This is a genomic window from Variovorax ginsengisoli (assembly GCF_030486595.1).
Classification (GTDB): Bacteria; Pseudomonadota; Gammaproteobacteria; order Burkholderiales; family Burkholderiaceae_C; genus Variovorax; species Variovorax ginsengisoli_B.
In genome coordinates, this window is sequence record NZ_JAUJZH010000008.1 from 192,922 (window position 1) to 210,620 (window position 17,699).

General features: G+C 68.5%; 19 protein-coding genes and 2 tRNA genes. 8 read left to right on the forward strand and 13 right to left on the reverse strand.

The genetic code is table 11. From position 1 onward, the window contains the following. Position 1 precedes the first annotated feature (1 nt). Both QZH52_RS13655 and QZH52_RS13660 read right to left on the reverse strand, forming a co-directional pair. Positions 2 to 400, reverse strand: a complete 399-nt coding sequence (locus QZH52_RS13655; protein WP_286533083.1) for a DUF488 domain-containing protein — start codon at positions 398 to 400, stop codon at positions 2 to 4. A 27-nt stretch (positions 401 to 427) separates the two neighbouring features. Then, entirely contained in the window at positions 428 to 2,269 is a 1,842-nt protein-coding gene (locus tag QZH52_RS13660) for a PhoX family protein (RefSeq protein ID WP_301809729.1), read from the reverse strand. 87 nt (positions 2,270 to 2,356) lie between these two features. Between QZH52_RS13660 and QZH52_RS13665 the strand changes: the two genes are divergently transcribed. Further along, the gene (locus tag QZH52_RS13665) at positions 2,357 to 3,193 is read left to right on the forward strand and encodes a crotonase/enoyl-CoA hydratase family protein (RefSeq protein ID WP_301809734.1); all 837 of its coding nucleotides are present in this window, start codon (positions 2,357 to 2,359) and stop codon (positions 3,191 to 3,193) included. 4 nt (positions 3,194 to 3,197) lie between these two features. Here QZH52_RS13665 and QZH52_RS13670 read toward each other — a convergent pair whose 3' ends face one another. Then, on the reverse strand, positions 3,198 to 3,869 hold the full coding sequence (locus QZH52_RS13670) for a nitroreductase (RefSeq protein ID WP_301809737.1): 672 nt from the start codon (positions 3,867 to 3,869) through the stop codon (positions 3,198 to 3,200). Between the two features lie 75 nt (positions 3,870 to 3,944). Between QZH52_RS13670 and QZH52_RS13675 the strand changes: the two genes are divergently transcribed. Next, the gene (locus QZH52_RS13675; RefSeq protein WP_286533089.1) at positions 3,945 to 4,163 is read left to right on the forward strand and encodes a hypothetical protein; all 219 of its coding nucleotides are present in this window, start codon (positions 3,945 to 3,947) and stop codon (positions 4,161 to 4,163) included. A gap of 63 nt (positions 4,164 to 4,226) precedes the next feature. Here QZH52_RS13675 and QZH52_RS13680 read toward each other — a convergent pair whose 3' ends face one another. Then, positions 4,227 to 6,749 carry a hypothetical protein gene (locus QZH52_RS13680; protein ID WP_301809742.1) on the reverse strand — a complete coding sequence of 841 codons (2,523 nt, stop codon included), beginning with the start codon at positions 6,747 to 6,749 and terminating at the stop codon, positions 4,227 to 4,229. A gap of 493 nt (positions 6,750 to 7,242) precedes the next feature. Between QZH52_RS13680 and QZH52_RS13685 the strand changes: the two genes are divergently transcribed. Beyond that, positions 7,243 to 7,731 (forward strand): BON domain-containing protein, encoded by a 489-nt coding sequence (locus QZH52_RS13685; protein WP_301809743.1) that lies wholly within the window; start codon positions 7,243 to 7,245, stop codon positions 7,729 to 7,731. Between the two features lies 1 nt (position 7,732). Here QZH52_RS13685 and dkgB read toward each other — a convergent pair whose 3' ends face one another. Both dkgB and QZH52_RS13695 read right to left on the reverse strand, forming a co-directional pair. Beyond that, positions 7,733 to 8,542 carry a 2,5-didehydrogluconate reductase DkgB gene (gene dkgB, locus QZH52_RS13690; RefSeq protein ID WP_436411580.1) on the reverse strand — a complete coding sequence of 270 codons (810 nt, stop codon included), beginning with the start codon at positions 8,540 to 8,542 and terminating at the stop codon, positions 7,733 to 7,735. Next, positions 8,539 to 9,753 (reverse strand): MFS transporter, encoded by a 1,215-nt coding sequence (locus QZH52_RS13695; RefSeq protein WP_301809747.1) that lies wholly within the window; start codon positions 9,751 to 9,753, stop codon positions 8,539 to 8,541. Before QZH52_RS13695 ends, dkgB begins: the two co-directional genes overlap by 4 nt. Before the next feature lie 106 nt (positions 9,754 to 9,859). Between QZH52_RS13695 and QZH52_RS13700 the strand changes: the two genes are divergently transcribed. Together QZH52_RS13700 and QZH52_RS13705 are read left to right on the forward strand one after the other, a co-directional pair. Beyond that, a complete protein-coding gene (locus QZH52_RS13700; protein WP_301809749.1) occupies positions 9,860 to 10,744 on the forward strand; it encodes a LysR substrate-binding domain-containing protein in 885 nt (294 codons plus the stop codon). 180 nt (positions 10,745 to 10,924) lie between these two features. After that, positions 10,925 to 11,164, forward strand: coding sequence for a DNA-directed RNA polymerase subunit alpha C-terminal domain-containing protein (locus QZH52_RS13705; protein WP_301809752.1), 240 nt, complete (start codon positions 10,925 to 10,927; stop codon positions 11,162 to 11,164). 24 nt (positions 11,165 to 11,188) lie between these two features. Here the strand turns inward: QZH52_RS13705 and QZH52_RS13710 are convergent, their stop codons facing one another. Then, positions 11,189 to 11,386 carry a hypothetical protein gene (locus tag QZH52_RS13710; protein ID WP_286523989.1) on the reverse strand — a complete coding sequence of 66 codons (198 nt, stop codon included), beginning with the start codon at positions 11,384 to 11,386 and terminating at the stop codon, positions 11,189 to 11,191. A 102-nt stretch (positions 11,387 to 11,488) separates the two neighbouring features. Between QZH52_RS13710 and QZH52_RS13715 the strand changes: the two genes are divergently transcribed. Then, complete coding sequence (locus tag QZH52_RS13715) at positions 11,489 to 12,730, forward strand: NUDIX hydrolase (RefSeq protein ID WP_301809754.1); 1,242 nt, start codon at positions 11,489 to 11,491, stop codon at positions 12,728 to 12,730. A 44-nt stretch (positions 12,731 to 12,774) separates the two neighbouring features. Here QZH52_RS13715 and QZH52_RS13720 read toward each other — a convergent pair whose 3' ends face one another. Then, positions 12,775 to 13,149, reverse strand: coding sequence for a VOC family protein (locus QZH52_RS13720; RefSeq protein ID WP_301809756.1), 375 nt, complete (start codon positions 13,147 to 13,149; stop codon positions 12,775 to 12,777). A gap of 30 nt (positions 13,150 to 13,179) precedes the next feature. Then, positions 13,180 to 13,256: transfer RNA gene (locus QZH52_RS13725), tRNA-Arg, on the reverse strand. Here QZH52_RS13725 and QZH52_RS13730 point away from each other — a divergent pair. Then, the gene (locus QZH52_RS13730; protein ID WP_301809758.1) at positions 13,242 to 14,222 is read left to right on the forward strand and encodes a class I SAM-dependent methyltransferase; all 981 of its coding nucleotides are present in this window, start codon (positions 13,242 to 13,244) and stop codon (positions 14,220 to 14,222) included. The two genes, QZH52_RS13725 and QZH52_RS13730, sit on opposite strands and share 15 nt — an antisense overlap. A 67-nt stretch (positions 14,223 to 14,289) precedes the next feature. Beyond that, positions 14,290 to 14,649: an SPW repeat protein gene (locus tag QZH52_RS13735; protein ID WP_286523985.1), complete on the forward strand. Its 360-nt coding sequence runs from the start codon at positions 14,290 to 14,292 to the stop codon at positions 14,647 to 14,649. Positions 14,650 to 14,769: 120 nt separating this feature from the next. On the opposite strand, the gene QZH52_RS13740 is transcribed toward QZH52_RS13735, so the two are convergent. The 4 genes from QZH52_RS13740 to QZH52_RS13755 form a co-directional block, all read right to left on the reverse strand. After that, positions 14,770 to 14,846 (reverse strand) — tRNA-Pro (locus tag QZH52_RS13740). A gap of 51 nt (positions 14,847 to 14,897) precedes the next feature. Continuing rightward, positions 14,898 to 15,602, reverse strand: coding sequence for a glutathione binding-like protein (locus QZH52_RS13745; protein ID WP_286532121.1), 705 nt, complete (start codon positions 15,600 to 15,602; stop codon positions 14,898 to 14,900). 73 nt (positions 15,603 to 15,675) lie between these two features. Beyond that, positions 15,676 to 15,936: a UBP-type zinc finger domain-containing protein gene (locus QZH52_RS13750; RefSeq protein WP_301809766.1), complete on the reverse strand. Its 261-nt coding sequence runs from the start codon at positions 15,934 to 15,936 to the stop codon at positions 15,676 to 15,678. A 28-nt stretch (positions 15,937 to 15,964) separates the two neighbouring features. Then, the gene (locus QZH52_RS13755; RefSeq protein WP_301809769.1) at positions 15,965 to 17,647 is read right to left on the reverse strand and encodes an FAD-dependent oxidoreductase; all 1,683 of its coding nucleotides are present in this window, start codon (positions 17,645 to 17,647) and stop codon (positions 15,965 to 15,967) included. Positions 17,648 to 17,699 lie beyond the last annotated feature (52 nt).

Consider the following 17,699-nt stretch of genomic DNA (forward strand, 5'->3'; position numbering starts at 1 on the left):
TTCAATCCGCCACATCCGCCCCGCGTTCCAACAGCAACGCCCGCAGGAAGGACCGATGGCAACGCGCCTCGTCCTCGCAGTAGCAGCCGATCGACAACGCCGTCTGGTGCGACAGCGCCGCCAGCAGGTCCAGGCTGCGGCTGGCGTCCGCCTCGGCCATCTCGCTCTTGTACTTGCGCCCGAAGGCGGCCCATTGGGCGGGCACGCCCGAAGCCTGGGCGGCCTGGGCCTGCTTCATCGTCTCGACCGACGGCGCCAGGTTGGGATACCAGACGTCATACCAGTTCTGCGACGCGAATTCGGTTTTGGGGACGCCGCGCGGCGGCCGGCGCACGGTGCCGATGCGCAGCCCCTCGCCCGGTGCGCGGTCGCTGCCAAGGCGAACAATGCGAATGGCCATGGTGTCGTTCCTCTCCTTTTGTCGTTGTCAGGTGCCGACGATACCGCCATCGCGCCGTCGCACGACGACGGTGGCCGAACGCGGCCGCGCGCTGCCGGGCAGCGTGCCATCGGGCCAGGCGCTGTTCGGCGAGCCGCTGCCGTCGGCGCGTGTTTCGCCCGGATGCTGGATGTTGACGAACAGGCTGCGGCAGTCCGGGGTCAGCGCGCAGCCGGTGATCTCGCAGCCGCCCGGGCCGACCAGGAAACGCTTGATTCGGCCGCTGGTCGGATCGGCGCAGAGCATCTGGTTGTTGCCCAGGGCGGCCATCGGTCCCTTGCCGATGGCACTGCCGCTCATGTCGGTCTGGATCCAGAGCAGGCCGGCGCTGTCGAAATGCAGGCCGTCGGGGCAGCCGAAGGCATCGGCTTCGGCGTTCGGATAGCGCGCGCCGGACCCCGGCACCGCGGGGTCGCCGGCCAGCACGAAGTGGTCCCAGGCGAAGCCGTTGCTGGCTGCGTCGCCCGCGTCTTCACGCCAGCGCAGGATGCCGCCGAAGATGTTGCCGGCCCGCGGGTTGGCGGCGTCGACCGGCGGCATGCCCGGCTGTCCGCGCAGGCTGTTGTGGGTCAGCGCGACATGGACCGCGCCGCTCGCCGGATCGACCGCGATCCATTCGGGCCGGTCCATCCGGGTCGCGCCCACGATGTCGGCCGCCTGCCGCGCATGGATCAGCACCTCGGCCTGGCTGGCGAAACCGCTGGCGGCGTCGATCCCGCCGTGGCCGTGCCGCAGCGCGAGCCATTGCCCGCGGCCGTCGGCGTCGAAGCGCGCCACGTGCAGCGTACCCTCGTCGAGCAGGTCGCGGTTGGCTGCGCGCGCCGCCGCGTCATTGCCGGGCCGGACCTTGTCCCGGCTGACGAACTTGTAGACGTATTCGAAGTTCGAGTCGTCCCCCATGTAGATCGCGAGCCGGCCGTCCCGGGTCAGCGTGCAGGTTGCGCTTTCCTGGTGCTTGCGGCCGAGCGCCGTGCGCTTGACCGGCATGGACGCGGGATCGAAGGGGTCGATCTCGACCACCCAGCCGAAGCGGTTTGATTCGTTCGGGTGCTTTGCGATGTCGAAGCGCTCGTCGACGCGCCAGTAGTCGACCCAGGCGTCGGCGCCCAGTCCGTAGCGGCGCTGTGCGGGCGTCGGCGACATCTTCGGGGCACCGAAATAGACATGGAAATTCTCTTCGCAAGTGAGGTAGGTACCCCAGGGCGTGACACCCATCGCGCAATTGGCGAAGGTCCCGGCGACCCGCTCGCCGGCCGGGTCGCCGGCGGTGCGCATCAGCGGGCTGCCGCTCGCCGGGCCCGCGATGCGGATCGGCGTCTGGCCATGGATGCGCCTGGCGAAGCGCGAGGGCAGCACCTGGCGCCAGCCGGCCGGCGTCAGCGCGATCTCGATCACCGACACGCCCATCGCATGCAATGATTTCTGCGCCTTGACGGCGGTCATGGGCCTGGCGCCGTCGGGATGCAGCAGTTGCTCGTCGGTGTACTCGTGGTTCATCACCAGCAGGCCGCGATCGGCGCTGCCGTCGAGCGGCAGGAAATGCATGCCGTCGTGATGCATGCCGGCCTGCACCGCCTGGTCGGCGGCGCTGTTCGAGGCGTCCGGCGCAAAGGCCGGCATCGCGCCGGCGATGCCGGTCGGACTGCCCCAGGGATAGAGCACCTGCGCCTCGTAGCCGGGCGGCACCGTGACCGCGTCGCGCAAGGTGGCCGGCACCGCGCTGAAGCCGAGGCGGTCGGCACCGGCGGGCCGCGCGCGCGTCTCGCCCATCAGGGCGACCACCGCGACGGTGGCTGCGGATCGGAGGAACTGGCGGCGGGCAAGCGGCAAGGCGGGAGCTTTCTCTTTGTTGACTGGGCGACATCGCCATCATCGCCGAGCATCGATACTCGCTCCCACCGAACACCAGGAGACACCGTGAACGATCGCATCGAATCCATCCGCCACGCCGACGGCGTGGTCGAACTCCACATGACGCGCGCCGACAAGATGAATGCGCTCGATCCGGCGATGTTCGACGCCTTGATCGAGGCCGGCGAGCGCCTGCGCGACGCGCCGGACGTGCGTGCGGTGGTGTTGACCGGTCGCGGCAAGGCCTTCTGCGCCGGCCTCGACATGAAGTCCTTCGAACGCATGGGGGAGGGCGCCGCTTCCTCCGTGATCGGCGAAGGCGCCGCCAGCACCGACATCATGGTGCGCACCCACGGCATCGCCAATGCGGCGCAGCAGGTGGCGATGGTCTGGCGCCAGGTGCCGGTGCCGGTCATCGCCGCGGTGCATGGCGTGGCCTTCGGCGGCGGTTTCCAGGTGGCGCTCGGCGCCGACGTGCGGCTGGTCGCGCCGGACACGAAGATGTCGGTGATGGAGATCAAGTGGGGGCTGGTGCCCGACATGGGCGGCATCGTCCTGATGCGCGAACTGGCGCGCGACGACGTGGTGCGCGAGCTGACGTTCACCGGGCGCATCTTTTCCGGCGAGGAAGCGCTGGCGCTCGGTTTCGCGACCCGCCTGGCGGCCGATCCGCTGGCCGAGGCGCTGGCGATGGCGCACGGGATCGCGCAGAAAAGCCCCGACGCGATCCGCGCCGGCAAGCGGCTGCTCAATGCGGCGATGGCGGCCGGCGCGGCCGAACTGCTGCTGGCCGAGTCGCTCGAGCAGAAGGCGTTGATCGGCAGTCCCAACCAGACGGAGGCGGTGCGCGCCAATGTCGAGCGGCGGACGCCGCGTTTCAGCGACGTTCAGCCGGCGGGCTGAACGCTCAGGCGTCCCTGAAGCGAAGCCATTCATCCACCGGCGCGCGGTCGCTCACCAGGGCGTTGACGGCATGGGCCGGATCGCGGTGGCCGATCGCCATGCCGCAGAACAGCATGCGCTCGGGCGGCAGTTCGATCGCGGCGGCGACGGTGGCCGGGTAGATCGCCCAGCATTCCTGGGCGCAGCTGTCGAGGCCCTCGCCGCGCAGCAGGAGCATCACGGTCTGCAGGTACATGCCCAGGTCCGACCACTGCGGCGGGCCCATGCTGCGATCGACTGAGCAGAACAGCGCCATCGGGGCGCCGAAGAAATCGAAGTTGCGCGAGAACCAGCGGCGGCGCGCCGCCTTGTCCTCGCGCGGAATGCCCAGGCGCGCGTACATCGCCTCGCCGACCTGGAAGCGCCGGTCGCGCCAGGGCGCACGCAGCGCAGCGGGGTAGATGTCGTAGTCGGTCGGCTCGGGTTCGCCGCCCTGGGCCAGCCGCTCGCGCATGGTGGCCCGCAGCGCCGCCAGCGCGTCGCCCGTCAGGACGTCGATGTGCCAGGGCTGGAGGTTGCCGCCCGAGGCCGCGCGCGCGGCCAGGGTCAGCACCCGGCGGATGGTGTCGCTTTCGACCGGGGTCGGCAGGAAGGCCCGGATGGACTGGCGGCTGGTGACGGCTTCCTGGATCTGCATGGCGCTGTGCTTGAAGTGGGTCGGGCGAGTTTAAGCAGCCGGCCGGGACGCACGCGGCATACTGTGGCCGTGGCCATGTACCTACTTCATCGTTTGGCAGCCGAAGAGCTGCCCGTCGCCGTCGCTGGCGGCGCTGACATCGACGCCTTGCGCGTGCTCAGCATGGCCGGGCACGTCAAGGCGGCGATTCCCAAGCCGATGCGCACGCTGGACGGCTATGCGCAGCCGCCGGCAATGGTCAACGAGATCACCTCGCTCGGCCGCACCATGCTGAGGCGCTTCCCGATGCGCTAGAAAAAAACGGCCCGCTTGAAGCGGGCCGTTCGTGGCGTTGGCCGATGGGCCAGGCTGTGCCGATCAGGGCACGTTGCTGGTCTTCACTTGGAAGGGCTTGCCCTCGAAGGCCATCGCGCCGCCGTACTCGATCGCCACGCTGCCCGTGGGTGTCACGGGGCAGCTGCTGGCGTTCGGGCAGGCCTTGCCGTCGGTGAAGATGATCGGGCCGTAGCGGTAGTTGCGCAGCGCCTTGCCGGCATAGTCGGCCACGCTCACGACGTAGCCCATGGTGGCGAAGTTGTCGGCGTCCTCGATCGCGATCGGGTCGGCCAGGCGTGTGTCCTGCAGCGTTCGCACGATGCTGCCGCTGTTGCCGTTGGTCGCGAAGCGCACCCACGAGACCTTGCGGTCGGTGCGCGAATTCACCAGCACCTGGGTCTGCTTGTTGCCGCTCGGCTCGCCCTTGGAGTTGGCGATCGAGGTCGGATTGCGGCCGATGCCCGTCACCGTGCCCACCTCCGTCAGGGCGTTCGCCGCCGGTGCCGGCGCCGAGCCGCCGTTGGCGTAGCCGTCCAGGCTGTAGATGTGCAGCGTGCCGTCCTGCGTCGCGACCCAGGCCCGGCTCGGGCTATCGAACACGGTGGTCTTCACCGCGGTGGGCCGCTGGGGCAGCGAGATCGTCTTCACCACCGTCGGAACCTGCGAAGGCTGCTGCGTGAAGGTGTAGGGCCACTGGTTGTCCGCCTGCCCCAGGCTTGCCATCCGTGAATTGAAGGTCGCCTGGTCGCCGCCGAAGTAGACGCTGTTGACGTAGGTGAACAACGGCTTCAGGTCGATGAAGGCCACCTTCTGCTCCGACTTGGAAATCACCACCGCCATGCCGCCCTTGGCGTAGCTGTTGTAGTAGCTGCCGCCGCTCAGGAAGCGTTGGCGGTTGGTCTGGCTGGTCAGCGGCGTGTTCCAGCCGATCCCGAGGGCGGTGCTCTGGTCCAGCGTGGCCCATTGGTTCAGGCCGGTCGTGACGGCGATCTCGGTCGGCGCGTTCATCCCTGGCAGGTCGACGTAGCCCAGGATCTTCATGAAGGCGATGTCGCCCCGGTTGAACAGGCCTGGGTAGGCGGCGCCCCACTCCTCCCACCACTTGTAGATGCCCGAACTCGAGTACGGATCGCAGCCATTGCACAGGCCGGCCAGCGCAACCACCGCGACCTGGCCCTTGAGCGCGGTCGTGTCCCACACCGTCACCAGCGCGAACTCGTTGTCGTTGGTGATGGCGATGCTGGTCGGCACCTTGTTGGCAGGCAGCTTGGTCGTCGTCTTGTTGTTGGCGGTGTTGTTGCCGGCAGTGCCGATCACGCCGTTCTGGTAGGCCACCAGCGACTGGTTGCAAAAGCCGGTCTGGCCTTCGCAGCGTCCGATCGCCACCGGGTCGCCGCTGACGATGCCGGCCTGCTTGTAGGTCACGGCGTTGATGCTGTCGATCTTGCCGCCGACAGTGCCACCCATCGTCCAACTCAATTGGGGGGTCTGGGCGAAAGTGTTGTACTGGTAGCCGGTCACCTGCAGGTCGGTGACGCCCATGCGAAGCGCAGGGTTGTCGGCAACGTACGTCAAGTTGGCCGAACTGGTGGAATAAAGGCCCGCGTCGGACGTCAAAGGCCCACCGACCTGCCAGGTGCCGGGCAACGAGCCGCGACCCGGGACGTTGAGCGGATTGGCCGGATCGCGCGCGTAGAGCGTCGGAATGCCGCTGTTGCCGACCGCCGTATCCCCGGAGCCATAGCGGTAGGCGATGCCGGCGTCCTTGCTCAGCTGAGCCGCCATGGACCGATAAGAGGCGGCGATGACGTTCTTCGACGAATCCACGACGTCGCCCGAGATGGGGGCGGGAGCCGGGGCCGGGGCGGGAGCCGGGGCCGGGGCAGCCGGGGCGGGAGCCGGAGCCGGTGCCGGTGCAGGCGCCGGAGCGGGTGAAGGCGCCGGTGTTCCCGCCGTCAATGCTTCACAGGTACGCGGCGCGGCAACGCCAGGATCGCCGAAAATCTGTGCGCCGCAATAGACGGCCATGTTCGCGGGCGCATAGGTGGTGGTCCAGGACGTCCCCTTGCCGAAGCGCACGAGCGTGGTGGTCGGCATCGTGAAGACTTGGCCCTCGTTCGCGACGAATGTCGCGACTTGACCTGCCGGGGCCGGGGCCGGAGCCGGTGCGGGAGCCGGAGCCGGAGCCGGAGCCGGAGCCGGAGCCGGGGCCGGAGCCGGGGCCGGGGCCGGAGCCGGGGCCGGCGTTCCAGCAGCCGTCAACGCTTCGCAGACGCGCGGCGCAGCGACGCCGGGATTGCCGAAGATTTGTGCGCCACAATAGACGGCCATGTTCGCGGGTGCGTAGGTCGTGACCCAGGACGAGTCCTTGCCGAAGCGGACCAGCGTGGTTTTCGGCATCGTGAAGACTTCACCCTCGTTGGCGACGTGCGTCGCCACCTGGCCGGCCGGCGCAGGGTAGGTGACCACCGCCGTGACCGCGGCAAGTACGGCACCGTCCTTTTTGGCGGTCGGCGCGGCCTCTGACGCGTTCGCGTCGGCGATCAGCGTGCCGGTTCCATCCACGGTGGATGCGGACTCGATCTTGTCGATGCTGCCCGGCGCGGCGACACCCAGTCCACCGCTGCTACCCCCACCCCCACAACCTGCCAATGTCCCTGCTGCAATAAGAAGCAGAAGAGAACTTTTATCTAATGTTTTCAACAAAAAGACCTCGAAATTAAGACGAATACCGGTTTGTACGTGGGAAGGGTCCTACGCAGCAAGTCTTCTTTCAATTCTTTTCGTTATGTGTATTAACTGCTTGGGCGCTGTTACAAACGTATTGGCCAGTGACGATTTTTGCGACAACTGCCTGCTATCCGCTGGAAAATGCATGTAAGCGCAGGCAACATTCTGTCAATTGATTTCATCATGCGAGATTAATAAATTCGTATTCAGCCTACAGCGAATTGAGGAGCCTTCCGTCGCCGCTTTGGCGGGGTCGCCGAACAGAATTCGCGGACGCGAGAAGCCCTTGAGTCGGCTCTCGCGCCAACCGTGAATAGGAGAGTCTTCAATGAGCAAGAGGTGGATCAGCCGCCTGGCAGCGGCGAGTTGCATTCTTGGGCTGATCGCGTGCACGGAGCGGGCCGGAGATTCGACAGGCAAGCGCGCCGACGCCGTCGGCCAGGCGGAGAAGGCGGCGGCCGCCGCGGGCAACAAGGCGGCCGAAATGGCGGAGCTGGCGCGCGACAAGACCCGCGCCTTCATCACCTCGCCCGAGGTCAGGCAGGACGCCGCGGCGGTCGGAAGCGCGATCAAGAACGCCGGCAACGCAGCCGTGAGCACCGTTGACGACGCCGCCATCACCGCATCGGTGTCCCGGGTCCTGGCCAAGGATCCGGCGCTGGACGCGGGCCGGATCGAGGTCGAGACCCGCGCTGGCGTCGTGCATCTGGCGGGCCACGCCCCCAGCGCGGCCGCCAAGGCGCGGGCGGGCGAACTGGCCGGCGGCGTGCAGGGCGTGAGCGCCGTCGACAACGCGCTCGAAGTCCAGGCCCTGTGATTCAGTCCCAGGCCGGCGCCAGGCCTTCGGGACTGGTGAGCCGGCCGTTGCAGTCCAGCGCGGCGATCTGTGCCATCTCGGATTCGCTGAGGCGCAGTTCGCGCGCCAGCAGGTTGCTTTCCAGGTTGGCGCGCCGGGTCGACGACGGGATCACCGCGTAGCCCAGTTGCATGGCCCAGGCCAGCGTGACCTGGGCCGGGGTCGCCTGCCGCGCCGCCGCGATCTCGCCGATAACCGGGTCCTTGAGCACCGCACCGTAGCCCAGCGTCATGTAGGACGTGATCGGGATGCCTTGCCCGAGGGCGAAAGCCACCGACTTGCGGTTCTGCAGGTAGGGATGCAATTCGATCTGGTGGGTCGCGATCTCGCCGGCGCCGACCGCCGCGATGGCTTGCCGCATCAGTTCGATGTTGAAGTTCGAGACGCCGATCTGCTTCGCGAGGCCCCGCGCCTTGGCGTCGGCCAGTGCGCCCATGAACTCGGCCACCGGCACGGCGCCTCCGGGCGACGGCCAATGGATCAGCACCAGGTCCGCGTGGTCGGTGCGCAGCTTGGCGAGGCTGTCCTTCAGGCTCGGGACCAGCTTGTCGGCCGCGTAGTTGTCGGTCCAGATCTTGGTGGTCAGGAACAGCGCGTCGCGGGCCACGCCGCTGGCGGCGATGGCTTGCCCTACCTCGGCCTCGTTGCCGTAGATCTGGGCCGTGTCGATGGCGCGGTAGCCGAGTTCCAGGCCGGTCGCGACCGAATCGATGGCGGACTGGCCCTGGAGGCGGAAGGTGCCGAGGCCGAAGGGGGGAAGGGTGGGGATCATGAGGAGGTCCTTGGTTGACGGAGGTCGAGGGAGGGAGTGGAGGGAGTGGCCGGGCGGGCGAGGTCGAGCCGGCCGCTCCAGGCCGTGAGCGCCAGCGCGACCAGCACCACCAATGCGCCGATCCAGCCCGTGTGGACCAGTCCCAGGTGCGCGACCACCAGGCCGCCGGCCCAGGCCGCGCCGGCGATGCCGAGGTTGAAGGCCGCGATGTTGAGGCCCGAGGCGACGTCGACCGCCTCTGGCGCGTGGCGCTCGGCCTGCTGCACCACGTAGACCTGCAGGCCGGGCACGTTGCCGAAGGCCACGGCACCCCACATCAGCACGGTGGCGAGGGCGAGCCACTTGTGCGGCGCCGTGAAGCTCAGCGTCAGCAGCACCGCCGCCAGCAGGGCGAAGATGATCTTGAGCGCCGGCACCGGCCCCAGCCGGTCTGCCAGCTTGCCGCCCCAGAGGTTGCCGGCTGCCACCGACAGCCCGTAAACCAGCATCACGCCGCCGACGGCGCCGGGACTGAAACCCGACACCTCGGTGAGGATCGGTGCCAGGAAGGTGAAGGGAATGAACGAGCCCCCGTAGCCGATCGCGGTCTTGGCATAGACCAGCAGCAGGCGCGGCTCGGCCAGCACCCGGAATTGCTGCCCCAGCGAGGCGGGCTGGCGGTGGCGGATGTCGTTGGGCACGAACAGCGCACTGCCGATGAAGGCGATCACGCCGAGCGCCGCGACGGCGAGAAAGGTCTCGCGCCAGCCGAAGTGCTGGCCGACGAAGGTGCCCAGCGGCACGCCGGTGACCAGTGCCACCGTCAGGCCGGTGAACATGATGGCGATCGCGCTGGCGGCCTTTTCCTTCGGCACCAGGCCGGTGGCGATGGTCGAGCCGATCGAGAAGAACACGCCGTGGGCGAGCCCGGTCAGGATGCGCGCGGCGATCAGCGTCTCATAGCCCGGCGCCTTCCAGGCCAGCAGGTTGCCGAGCGTGAAGAACGCCATCAGGCCGAGCAGCAGGGCCTTGCGCGGCAGCTTGCCGGTCAGCGCGGTAAGCACCGGCGCGCCAATGGCGACACCCAGCGCGTAGAGGCTGACCAGCAGCCCGGCGGAGGGCAGGCCGATCTGAAGGTCGGCCGCGATGGTGGGGATCAGGCCGACGATCACGAATTCGGTCGTCCCGATGGCGAAGGCGCTGATCGTCAGCGCCAGCAAAGCAATGGGCATGAATGCACTCCTTGGAATCAGGGTGCGAGTGTGGCGGCTTGACCTTTGCAGAATAAGGGGGTTGGAAGCACAATATATTTGACTTGAAATCAACAATAGGACAACGGTGAAGACCACTGTCGAGGAATTGCAGGCCTTTGTCGCGGTGGTCGATGGCGGCTCCATCACCGCGGCTGCCGACCAACTCGGCCAGACGGTCTCGGGCATCAGCCGTGCGCTCGGCCGGCTCGAGCGCAAGCTGGCCACCACGCTGCTGCGCCGGACCACGCGCCGGCTCGAACTCACCGAGGAGGGGCGGGCCTTCCTGACGCGGGCGCGCGCGATCCTGATCGCGATCGACGAGGCCGAGGAGCAGATGGCGGCGCGGCGCCAGCAGCCCGCCGGGCGGCTGCGGGTCAATGCGGCGTCGCCGTTCATGCTGCATGCCATCGTGCCGCTGGTGCCGGCGTTCCGGATGGCCTATCCGCAGATCGAGCTCGAACTCGACAGCGACGAACTCAACATCGACCTGCTGGAGCGTCGCACCGACATCGCCATCCGCATCGGCGCGCTGCGCGACTCGACGCTGCATGCGCGCCCGCTCGCCACCAGCCGGCTGCGGGTGCTGGCGAGTCCGGCCTACCTCGCCGAGCACGGCCGACCGAAGAACGTGGCGGGCCTCTCCCGCCACACGCTGCTCGGGTTCACGCAGCCCGAGTCGCTCAACCGCTGGCCGCTGCGCGGGCCGCATGGCGACGAATGGCCGATCGCGCCGGCGCTCACGGCATCGAGCGGCGAGACCCTGCGCCAACTCGCGCTCGCCGGGGCGGGCATCGTCTGCCTGGCCGACTTCATGACCGCGGCCGATTGCGCCCGGGGCGACCTGGTGCAACTGCTGGCGCGCGACACCGTCGAGGTGCGCCAGCCGATCAACGCGGTCTACTACCGGAACACGCAGCTGTCGGCTCGGATCACGTGCTTCCTCGACTTCGTCGGCGAGCGCCTGGGTTGAGGAGAAGGGTCCTGGAAAACCCTGTATAAAAAATAGTCAACCGTCTGAAAAAAGAACAATCAGAATGTTCTCTATTCAGTCGAAACGGTTGATTCTCCAGTGAAAATCCCTGAAAGGCGGGGGTCCCTGGCTTGGCATGAACTGTGCAAGTTCCAGTCATCGTTTTCAGGAGGCTTCGCCATGGATCCACGCCACCCCGCCCGCGCCGCCACGCCGGACCCGATTCTCGACGCCGACATCGCCGTCCTTCGGCTGTGCGACCGAACCACCAACCTGCTGCGCGTCAACGAACTCAACACGGTCCGCGACCTGGTCCGGCTGCCAGCCCGCAAGCTGTTCGCGCTCTCGCGGCTGGGCCGCAATTCGCTGCGCGAGATAGTCGACAGCATCGACCGCCAGGGCCTGCGGCTGGCGGAATGAACCGGTGACCCGGCGATCGCGGTCTCAGCGCCCCTGGTTCAGGCGTTCGCGACCCTGTTCGGTCAGGAACTTGCCGCCTTGCCGGTCGCAGCCGACCAGGCCGTTCGACAGCAGGCGCTCCGACACGCTGATTGCCTCGGTCGGCGAGCGACGCGTATGGGCCTCGTGCAGGGCTTGCAGCGTGCGCCATTGTTCGTCATTGAGCTGAATCTTCTTGACCAAGTAAAACCTCCGTCGACGCGCGGGAGTGTGGCGCAATCGGCGGCTTGCTTCCTCCCCCCTACAGACGAGGCGCGAAGCTGGTAAAACGGCAGCCGACCTCGAATGAAACCAGCTTCTCACTCCCCCCTGTTGGCGCCCACGCGCCCGATCCGTTTCGCGGCCACGCTGATCGTCTTGCGCGATGGCGCCGCCGGCCTCGAGGTGCTGATGCTGCGCCGCGCCGAGAAGGAGGGCGACCAGAACAGTGGCGCCAGCGTCTTCCCCGGTGGCGGTGTCGACCCCCAGGACCGCCTGCTCCATGCCTGCTGCGACGCGCTCGACGATGCCGCGGCGAGCCACCGCCTGGCGTTGCCGGCGGGGGGCCTCGATTTCTACGTGGCCGCGATCCGCGAGTGTTTCGAAGAGGCCGGCCTGCTGTTCGCCAGCGAGGCCGAGGGCCGCCCGGTCGCCCTCGAAGCGCTCTCCGATGCCGAAGTCGCGGCGCTGCGGGCCACCACGGAAGAGGGCGCAGCCTCGCTGCGCGGGCTGTGCGCCGAGCGCGGCTGGCGACTTGCCGTCGATCGGCTGGCCTACTTCGCCCACTGGCTCACGCCGCCGGGCATGCCGCGGCGCTTCGACACCCGCTTCTTCGTCGCGCTCGCGCCGGAGGGGCAGCAGGCCCGCCCCGACGGCCGCGAAACGGTGGAGCATTTCTGGTTGCGTCCGGCCGAGGCCCTCGATCCGGCCCGCGGGCTGCGGCTCATGAACGTGCAGCGCCGTGTGCTGCAGCAATTGGCGGCCTTCGGGCGTGCCGAGGCTTGCGTGGCGCACGCCCGCGGGTTGCCGCAGATCCCGCTGGTCATGCCGCGCCGTGCCTTGGCGGCGGACGGGCTGCGCGCCGTGAACCCGGACGAGGCCGCCTACGCCGAGATCGCCCGCATCGATCCGGAGGGCGAGGGCCACGGCCGCTGCGAACTGGACGACGGCCTGGTCATGTCCCTGTCGCCGCGCGTGCTGCGGGTGACCGTGCGCCGTGCCGGCGTGCTGGTCAATGGCTATCTGGTCGGCGGCGCCCGCAACGAGTGGGCGCTGATCGACGTCGACGGCGGCGACGAGCGGCATCGGGCCTTGCTGCTGTCGTCGGCGCCCGGGCCGGTGCGCTGGGTCCTGTCGGCGCAAGACATGCCGATCGCCTTGGGCGAGCGCATCGACCTCGGCGGCTGCGGGCTGCGCGTGCTGCGCCAAGGCTGGCTGCTGGAAGAAGAGCGGATGCTGTTCGCCGCCGAGGCGCCCTCGGTGCCGGCCCTGCCCGTCGGCGAGGTCGAGTGGCTGGCCTTGCGCAGCGGCTTCCTGCTGCGCCTCTGAGATGCTTGCGGGACAGACCAGGAAACTGTCCAGTGGTCTTGCCGTCAGAGGCTCTGGATCACCGCCATGATGTTGCCTTCGCTGTCCTTGAACCACGCAGCCCTGGCGCCGCCCTCGGTCACGATGCCGCTGGCGTCCTGGCCCGGCATGCCGTAGGTCTCGAACACCACGCCGCGCGCCTTCAGGTCGGCCACTTCGCGCTCGATGTCCGCCACCTGCCAGAACGCCTGGCTGGCCTGCGAGGTGCCTGCGTTGGGGGTCGGATAGAGAAAGCATCCGGTGCCGCCGGCGAATGCGTAGTGCACGCCACCGGCGGTCTCGGCCGCGGGCGTGAAGCCCAGCTTGTCTTCGTAGAAGCGGCGCGCCCGCGCCATGTCGCGGGCGGGGATGTAGGCGTACATGGGGGACTGCTGCAGCATCGATGTCTCCTGGGCGGGAATCACGTGCAATGGCGCGGCGGACAGGAATCGAACCCGTAACCCCCAGCTTAGAAGGCTGGTGCTCTATCCGGTTGAGCTACCGCCGCGCAGAGAAACTGAAAAAAAGCCGCGACCGGGCATGCCGGGGGCAGCGGGTGCGCGACCGCGATTCTACGGTGGCCGCGGTCGTTGGCGACGGCGAGGTGGCCGGCGATACTGGCGGGCGGCACGAACGCCACAAGCAGGAGGCCTTCATGGACACACCCGGTTCCGACGCGATGTTCGCAGGCTCGATTCCGGAGCTCTACGACAAGCACCTGGTGCCCCTCATCTTCGAACCCTACGCGATCGAGCTTGCGCGCCGGGCGGCGGCGCTGGCGCCGGGCCGCGTGCTCGAGACGGCGGCCGGCACGGGCGTCGTCACGCGCGCGTTGGCAAGAACGCTCCCGGCGCAGGTCGAGCTGGTGGCCACCGACCTGAACCCGCCGATGCTGGCGCGCGCGGCCGCCGTCGGCACTGCGCGGCCGGTGACGTGGCAGCCGGCCGATGCCATGCAGCTGCCGTTCGTGTCGGCGGCGTTCGACCTGGTGGTTTGCCAGTTCGGCGTCATGTTCTTTCCCGACAGGGCCGCCGCCTTCGGCGAGGCGCGGCGGGTGCTTCGGCCTGGCGGCGCATTGCTGTTCAACGCCTGGGACCGCATCGAGGAGAACGAATTCGCGGACGTGATCACCGCCGCGCTTGCTGCGCTCTATCCCGACGATCCCCCCCGTTTCATGGCGCGCACGCCGCACGGCTATTTCGACCGCGAACTGATCGCGCGGGACCTGGCCGCCGCGGGATTCGAAACGGCCCCGTTGATCGAGACCGTGACGGCGCGCAGCCGCGGCCCGTCGGCCCAGGCGGTGGCCCTTGCCTACTGCCAGGGCACACCGCTGCGCAACGAGATCGAAGCACGCTCGGCGGATGGATTGGCGAGCGCCACCAGCGCCTGTGCAGAGGCCCTGGAAGCGCGCTTCGGCAGCGGCGCTGTGGACGGGCGGATCCAGGCCCAAGTGGTCTTGGCAAGGAACTGAACCTTCGAGCCGTGGTTGAAGTCGAACCAGGGTCGCCGCAATCATGCGACGACAGGAGGTTAGAACCATGAAGCACGTCAAGCACTGGCAGGACCCGCTGAACGCGGCGCTCGGTGTCTGGTTGATTCTGTCGCCCTGGGTCGTGGGCTTCCAGGACCAGGCCACGCCATCCATGAACGCGGTGGCCGTGGGCATCTTGCTGGGCGCCACGGCGCTGGGCGCCACCTTCGTTCCCCGCGCATGGGAAGAATGGACCGAAGGCGCTCTGGGGCTCTGGATGGTCATCTCTCCGTGGGCGCTGGGCTTCGCCGCGGTGCGCGACCCCAAGATGACCGCCGTGGTCACGGGCGTCGCTGTCGTCGTCCTGGCGCTCTGGGTGCTGGCGACCGACAAGGACTACATCCACAGGGGCAAGCCGGCGCACTGAGCAGATGAAGGCGGAGCCCGAGCACGCGGAAGCTGCGGCAGGCCGCGCGTGAACGGGACTGCCTTGCGAAAAGCAAAACGCCTGCAAGAACCTAAGTCCTTGCAGGCGTTCACTTTTTGATGGTCGGGGCGAAAGGATTCGAACCTTCGACCCTCTGGTCCCAAACCAGATGCGCTACCAGGCTGCGCTACACCCCGACTAGCCTTCGATTCTAACCCGGGAATCGGGGCCAGGCCGGGCAGCGCGCCTCAATGACGCTGATACTGCGTGCTGCCGAACAGGATTTCGCGTTCCTTGTCGCCCGTGAGCGGCTGCCGCAGGTCGGCCAGCACCTTGACGCCGCGCTGCACCGCGGGCCGGGCGGCGATGCCCTCGAACCACTTCTTCAGGTGCGGGTAGTCGGCCAGCACGATGCCCTGGTTCTCCCAGCTGCGCAGCCACGGGAAGATCGCGATGTCGGCGATCGAATAGCTGTCGCCGGCGATGAACGGGTGGCTCGACAGCTGCTTGTCGATCACGCCGTAGAGCCGCTTGGCCTCGTTGCTGTAGCGCTCGATCGCATAGCCGATCTTCTCGGGCGCATAGAGACGGAAATGATGGGCCTGGCCAAGCATCGGGCCCACACCCCCCATCTGGAACATCAGCCACTGAAGCACTTCGTAGCGCTCGCGGTCGCCCGTCGGCAAAAACTTGCCGGTCTTGCCGGCCAGATAGACCAGGATCGCACCGGACTCGAAGAGCGAGATCGGCTGGCCGTCGGGTCCGAGGGGATCGGTGATGGCTGGAATCTTGTTGTTCGGGCTGATCTTCAGGAAACCGGGGTCGAACTGGTCGCCCTTGCCGATGTGGATCGGGTGCGCGCGGTAGGGGAGGCCGCACTCCTCCAGCATGATGTGGACCTTGTGGCCGTTGGGCGTGGCCCAGGAATAGACGTCGATGGGGGCTTGGGTCATTGTTGCGTCGGGATGAAAAGCCGGCCAGCATAGCCCCGGCCGGGATTTCTTGCCGGCCGCGCCCCGGGTTCGCCTACCCGACCTGGCTCCCATGCGCATAGCACCACATCCAGTCCTCGTCCGGCTCCAGCGACGCGACGACGGCATGCCCGGTGGCGTGGAAGTGCCGCGTCGCGTGCTGGTTCTTCGACGAATCGCAGCAGCCTACGTGGCCGCAGTGGACGCACAGCCGCAGGTGGACCCAGCCGTCGCCGAGCGCAAGGCATTCCTCGCAGCCGGCCGACGACGGCGGCACGATGACGTTCGGCACGTGGGAGCAGGGGTAGACGGACATCGCGGGGACTCCTTTGTCGTCGGCCGCGTCAGGCCGCCGTCGCGGCTGCGGCAGCCAGATGCTGATGGATCAGGGCGACCACAGCGGCGCCTTCGCCGATGGCGCCGCCGACCCGCTTGACCGAGCCCGAGCGCACGTCGCCGACCGCGAACACGCCCGGAACGCTCGATTCGAGTGCCGCCGCGGTCTTGGCCGGAAAGCCGCCGCGCGCCACCTGGCCCGTGAGCACGAAGCCGTGCTTGTCGAGCGCCACGCCGCAGCCCTGGAGCCAGTCGGTCTCGGGCAGGGCGCCGATGAATAGGAAGATGTTGCGCGCCGGGCAGTCTTCCTGCAGGCCGTTGCGGCGGTCGCGCCAGGTGGCGCCGTTCAGGCCGCTGGCCGGCTCGCCATGGAGCGCCACCAGCTCGGTGTGCGGGTGCAGCTCGATGTTGTCGCTGGCCTCGATGCGATCGATCAGGTAGCGCGACATGGTGGCGGCCAGCGAAGGCCCGCGCACCAGCACGTTGACCTTGGCCGCATGCTGCGACAGGAACACCGCCGCCTGGCCGGCCGAGTTGCCGCCGCCGACCAGCGCGACCTCCTGCTTGGCGCAGAGCTTGGCTTCGAGTGCCGACGCCCAGTACCAGATCCCCCGGCCCTCGAAATCGGCCAGCCGCGGTACCTCGGGCCGACGGTAGCGCGCGCCGCTCGCGATCACCAGGGTCTTCGACCTCAGCCGCCTGCCATCGGCCAGGTGGACCGAGACTTCGCCGCGCGTTTCGGCGGCGCTGCAATCGAGCGATTCGACCTGGGCCGGGATCAGCATCTCGACGCCGAACTTCTGCGCCTGCACATAGGCGCGCCCGGCCAGCGCGCCGCCCGAGATGCCGGTCGGGAAGCCGAGGTAGTTTTCGATCCGGGCACTGGCGCCGGCCTGGCCGCCGAAGGAGCGGCAGTCGACCACGATCACGCGCAGGCCTTCGGAGGCGGCGTAGACCGCGGTGGCGAGCCCGGCCGGTCCCGCGCCGACCACCAGCACGTCGAACAGGTCGTCGTGGTCGATGCTGTCGACCATGCCGAGGCAGCGGGCCAGCGCGTGCTCGGTCGGGTTGGGCATCACGCTGCCGTCGGGGCAGACGGCCAGCAGTTCGGCTTCTCCGTATTGCTCGAGCAGCGCGGCCGCGTCGGCGTCCTGGGTCACATCGACCACGTGGTACGGATAGCCGTTGCGGCCCAGGAAGTTCTGCAGCCGCAGCACGCCGGCCGACTGCGGCGGCCCGATCAGCACCGGCCCGCTGGCGCCGGACTCGATCAGCGCGACCCGGCGCAGGATCATCGCGCGCACCAGCCGCTCGCCCAGGTCGGCCTCGGCGATGATCAGCGCCCGCAACTGGTCCGGGGGCACCAGCAGGGTCTCGACGTCTGCTTCGGCGTGGCCATCGACCAGGGCGGGACGCCCCGACAGCTGGGCGATCTCGGCCAGGAAATGCCCCGGGCCCTGGTGTTCGATCGGCACCACCCGGCCGAGGCCGTCGCGCTGCGTGATCGCCACCACGCCTTCGAGCACGACGAACATCCCGGGCCCGGGCTCGCCGGCCCGGAACAGGCAGTCGCCGCGCGCATAGCGCCGCACGCTGCCGAAGCGCCGGATGCGCCCGATGTCCTGCGCGCTCAGGACCGGAAACATCTGGTGGCGGCGGGTCTCGACTTCGATTCTTGATTCGGTGGCCATCGGCTCTCCATGGAACGAATTTGCGGAATTAAACGCTGAAGCGGCCTGCAGC

Bases quoted from the DNA above. Each gene is read 5' to 3' on its own strand.
- QZH52_RS13715 (WP_301809754.1), top strand. From the start codon at position 11,489: ATGAAACCAGCTTCTCACTCCCCCCTGTTGGCGCCCACGCGCCCGATC.
- dkgB (WP_436411580.1), bottom strand. From the start codon at position 8,542: ATGATCCCCACCCTTCCCCCCTTCGGCCTCGGCACCTTCCGCCTCCAG.
- QZH52_RS13745 (WP_286532121.1), bottom strand. From the start codon at position 15,602: ATGACCCAAGCCCCCATCGACGTCTATTCCTGGGCCACGCCCAACGGC.
- QZH52_RS13675 (WP_286533089.1), top strand. From the start codon at position 3,945: ATGTACCTACTTCATCGTTTGGCAGCCGAAGAGCTGCCCGTCGCCGTC.
- QZH52_RS13720 (WP_301809756.1), bottom strand. From the start codon at position 13,149: ATGCTGCAGCAGTCCCCCATGTACGCCTACATCCCCGCCCGCGACATG.
- QZH52_RS13685 (WP_301809743.1), top strand. From the start codon at position 7,243: ATGAGCAAGAGGTGGATCAGCCGCCTGGCAGCGGCGAGTTGCATTCTT.
- QZH52_RS13695 (WP_301809747.1), bottom strand. From the start codon at position 9,753: ATGCCCATTGCTTTGCTGGCGCTGACGATCAGCGCCTTCGCCATCGGG.
- QZH52_RS13670 (WP_301809737.1), bottom strand. From the start codon at position 3,869: ATGCAGATCCAGGAAGCCGTCACCAGCCGCCAGTCCATCCGGGCCTTC.
- QZH52_RS13655 (WP_286533083.1), bottom strand. From the start codon at position 400: ATGGCCATTCGCATTGTTCGCCTTGGCAGCGACCGCGCACCGGGCGAG.
- QZH52_RS13750 (WP_301809766.1), bottom strand. From the start codon at position 15,936: ATGTCCGTCTACCCCTGCTCCCACGTGCCGAACGTCATCGTGCCGCCG.
- QZH52_RS13705 (WP_301809752.1), top strand. From the start codon at position 10,925: ATGGATCCACGCCACCCCGCCCGCGCCGCCACGCCGGACCCGATTCTC.
- QZH52_RS13755 (WP_301809769.1), bottom strand. From the start codon at position 17,647: ATGGCCACCGAATCAAGAATCGAAGTCGAGACCCGCCGCCACCAGATG.
- QZH52_RS13735 (WP_286523985.1), top strand. From the start codon at position 14,290: ATGAAGCACGTCAAGCACTGGCAGGACCCGCTGAACGCGGCGCTCGGT.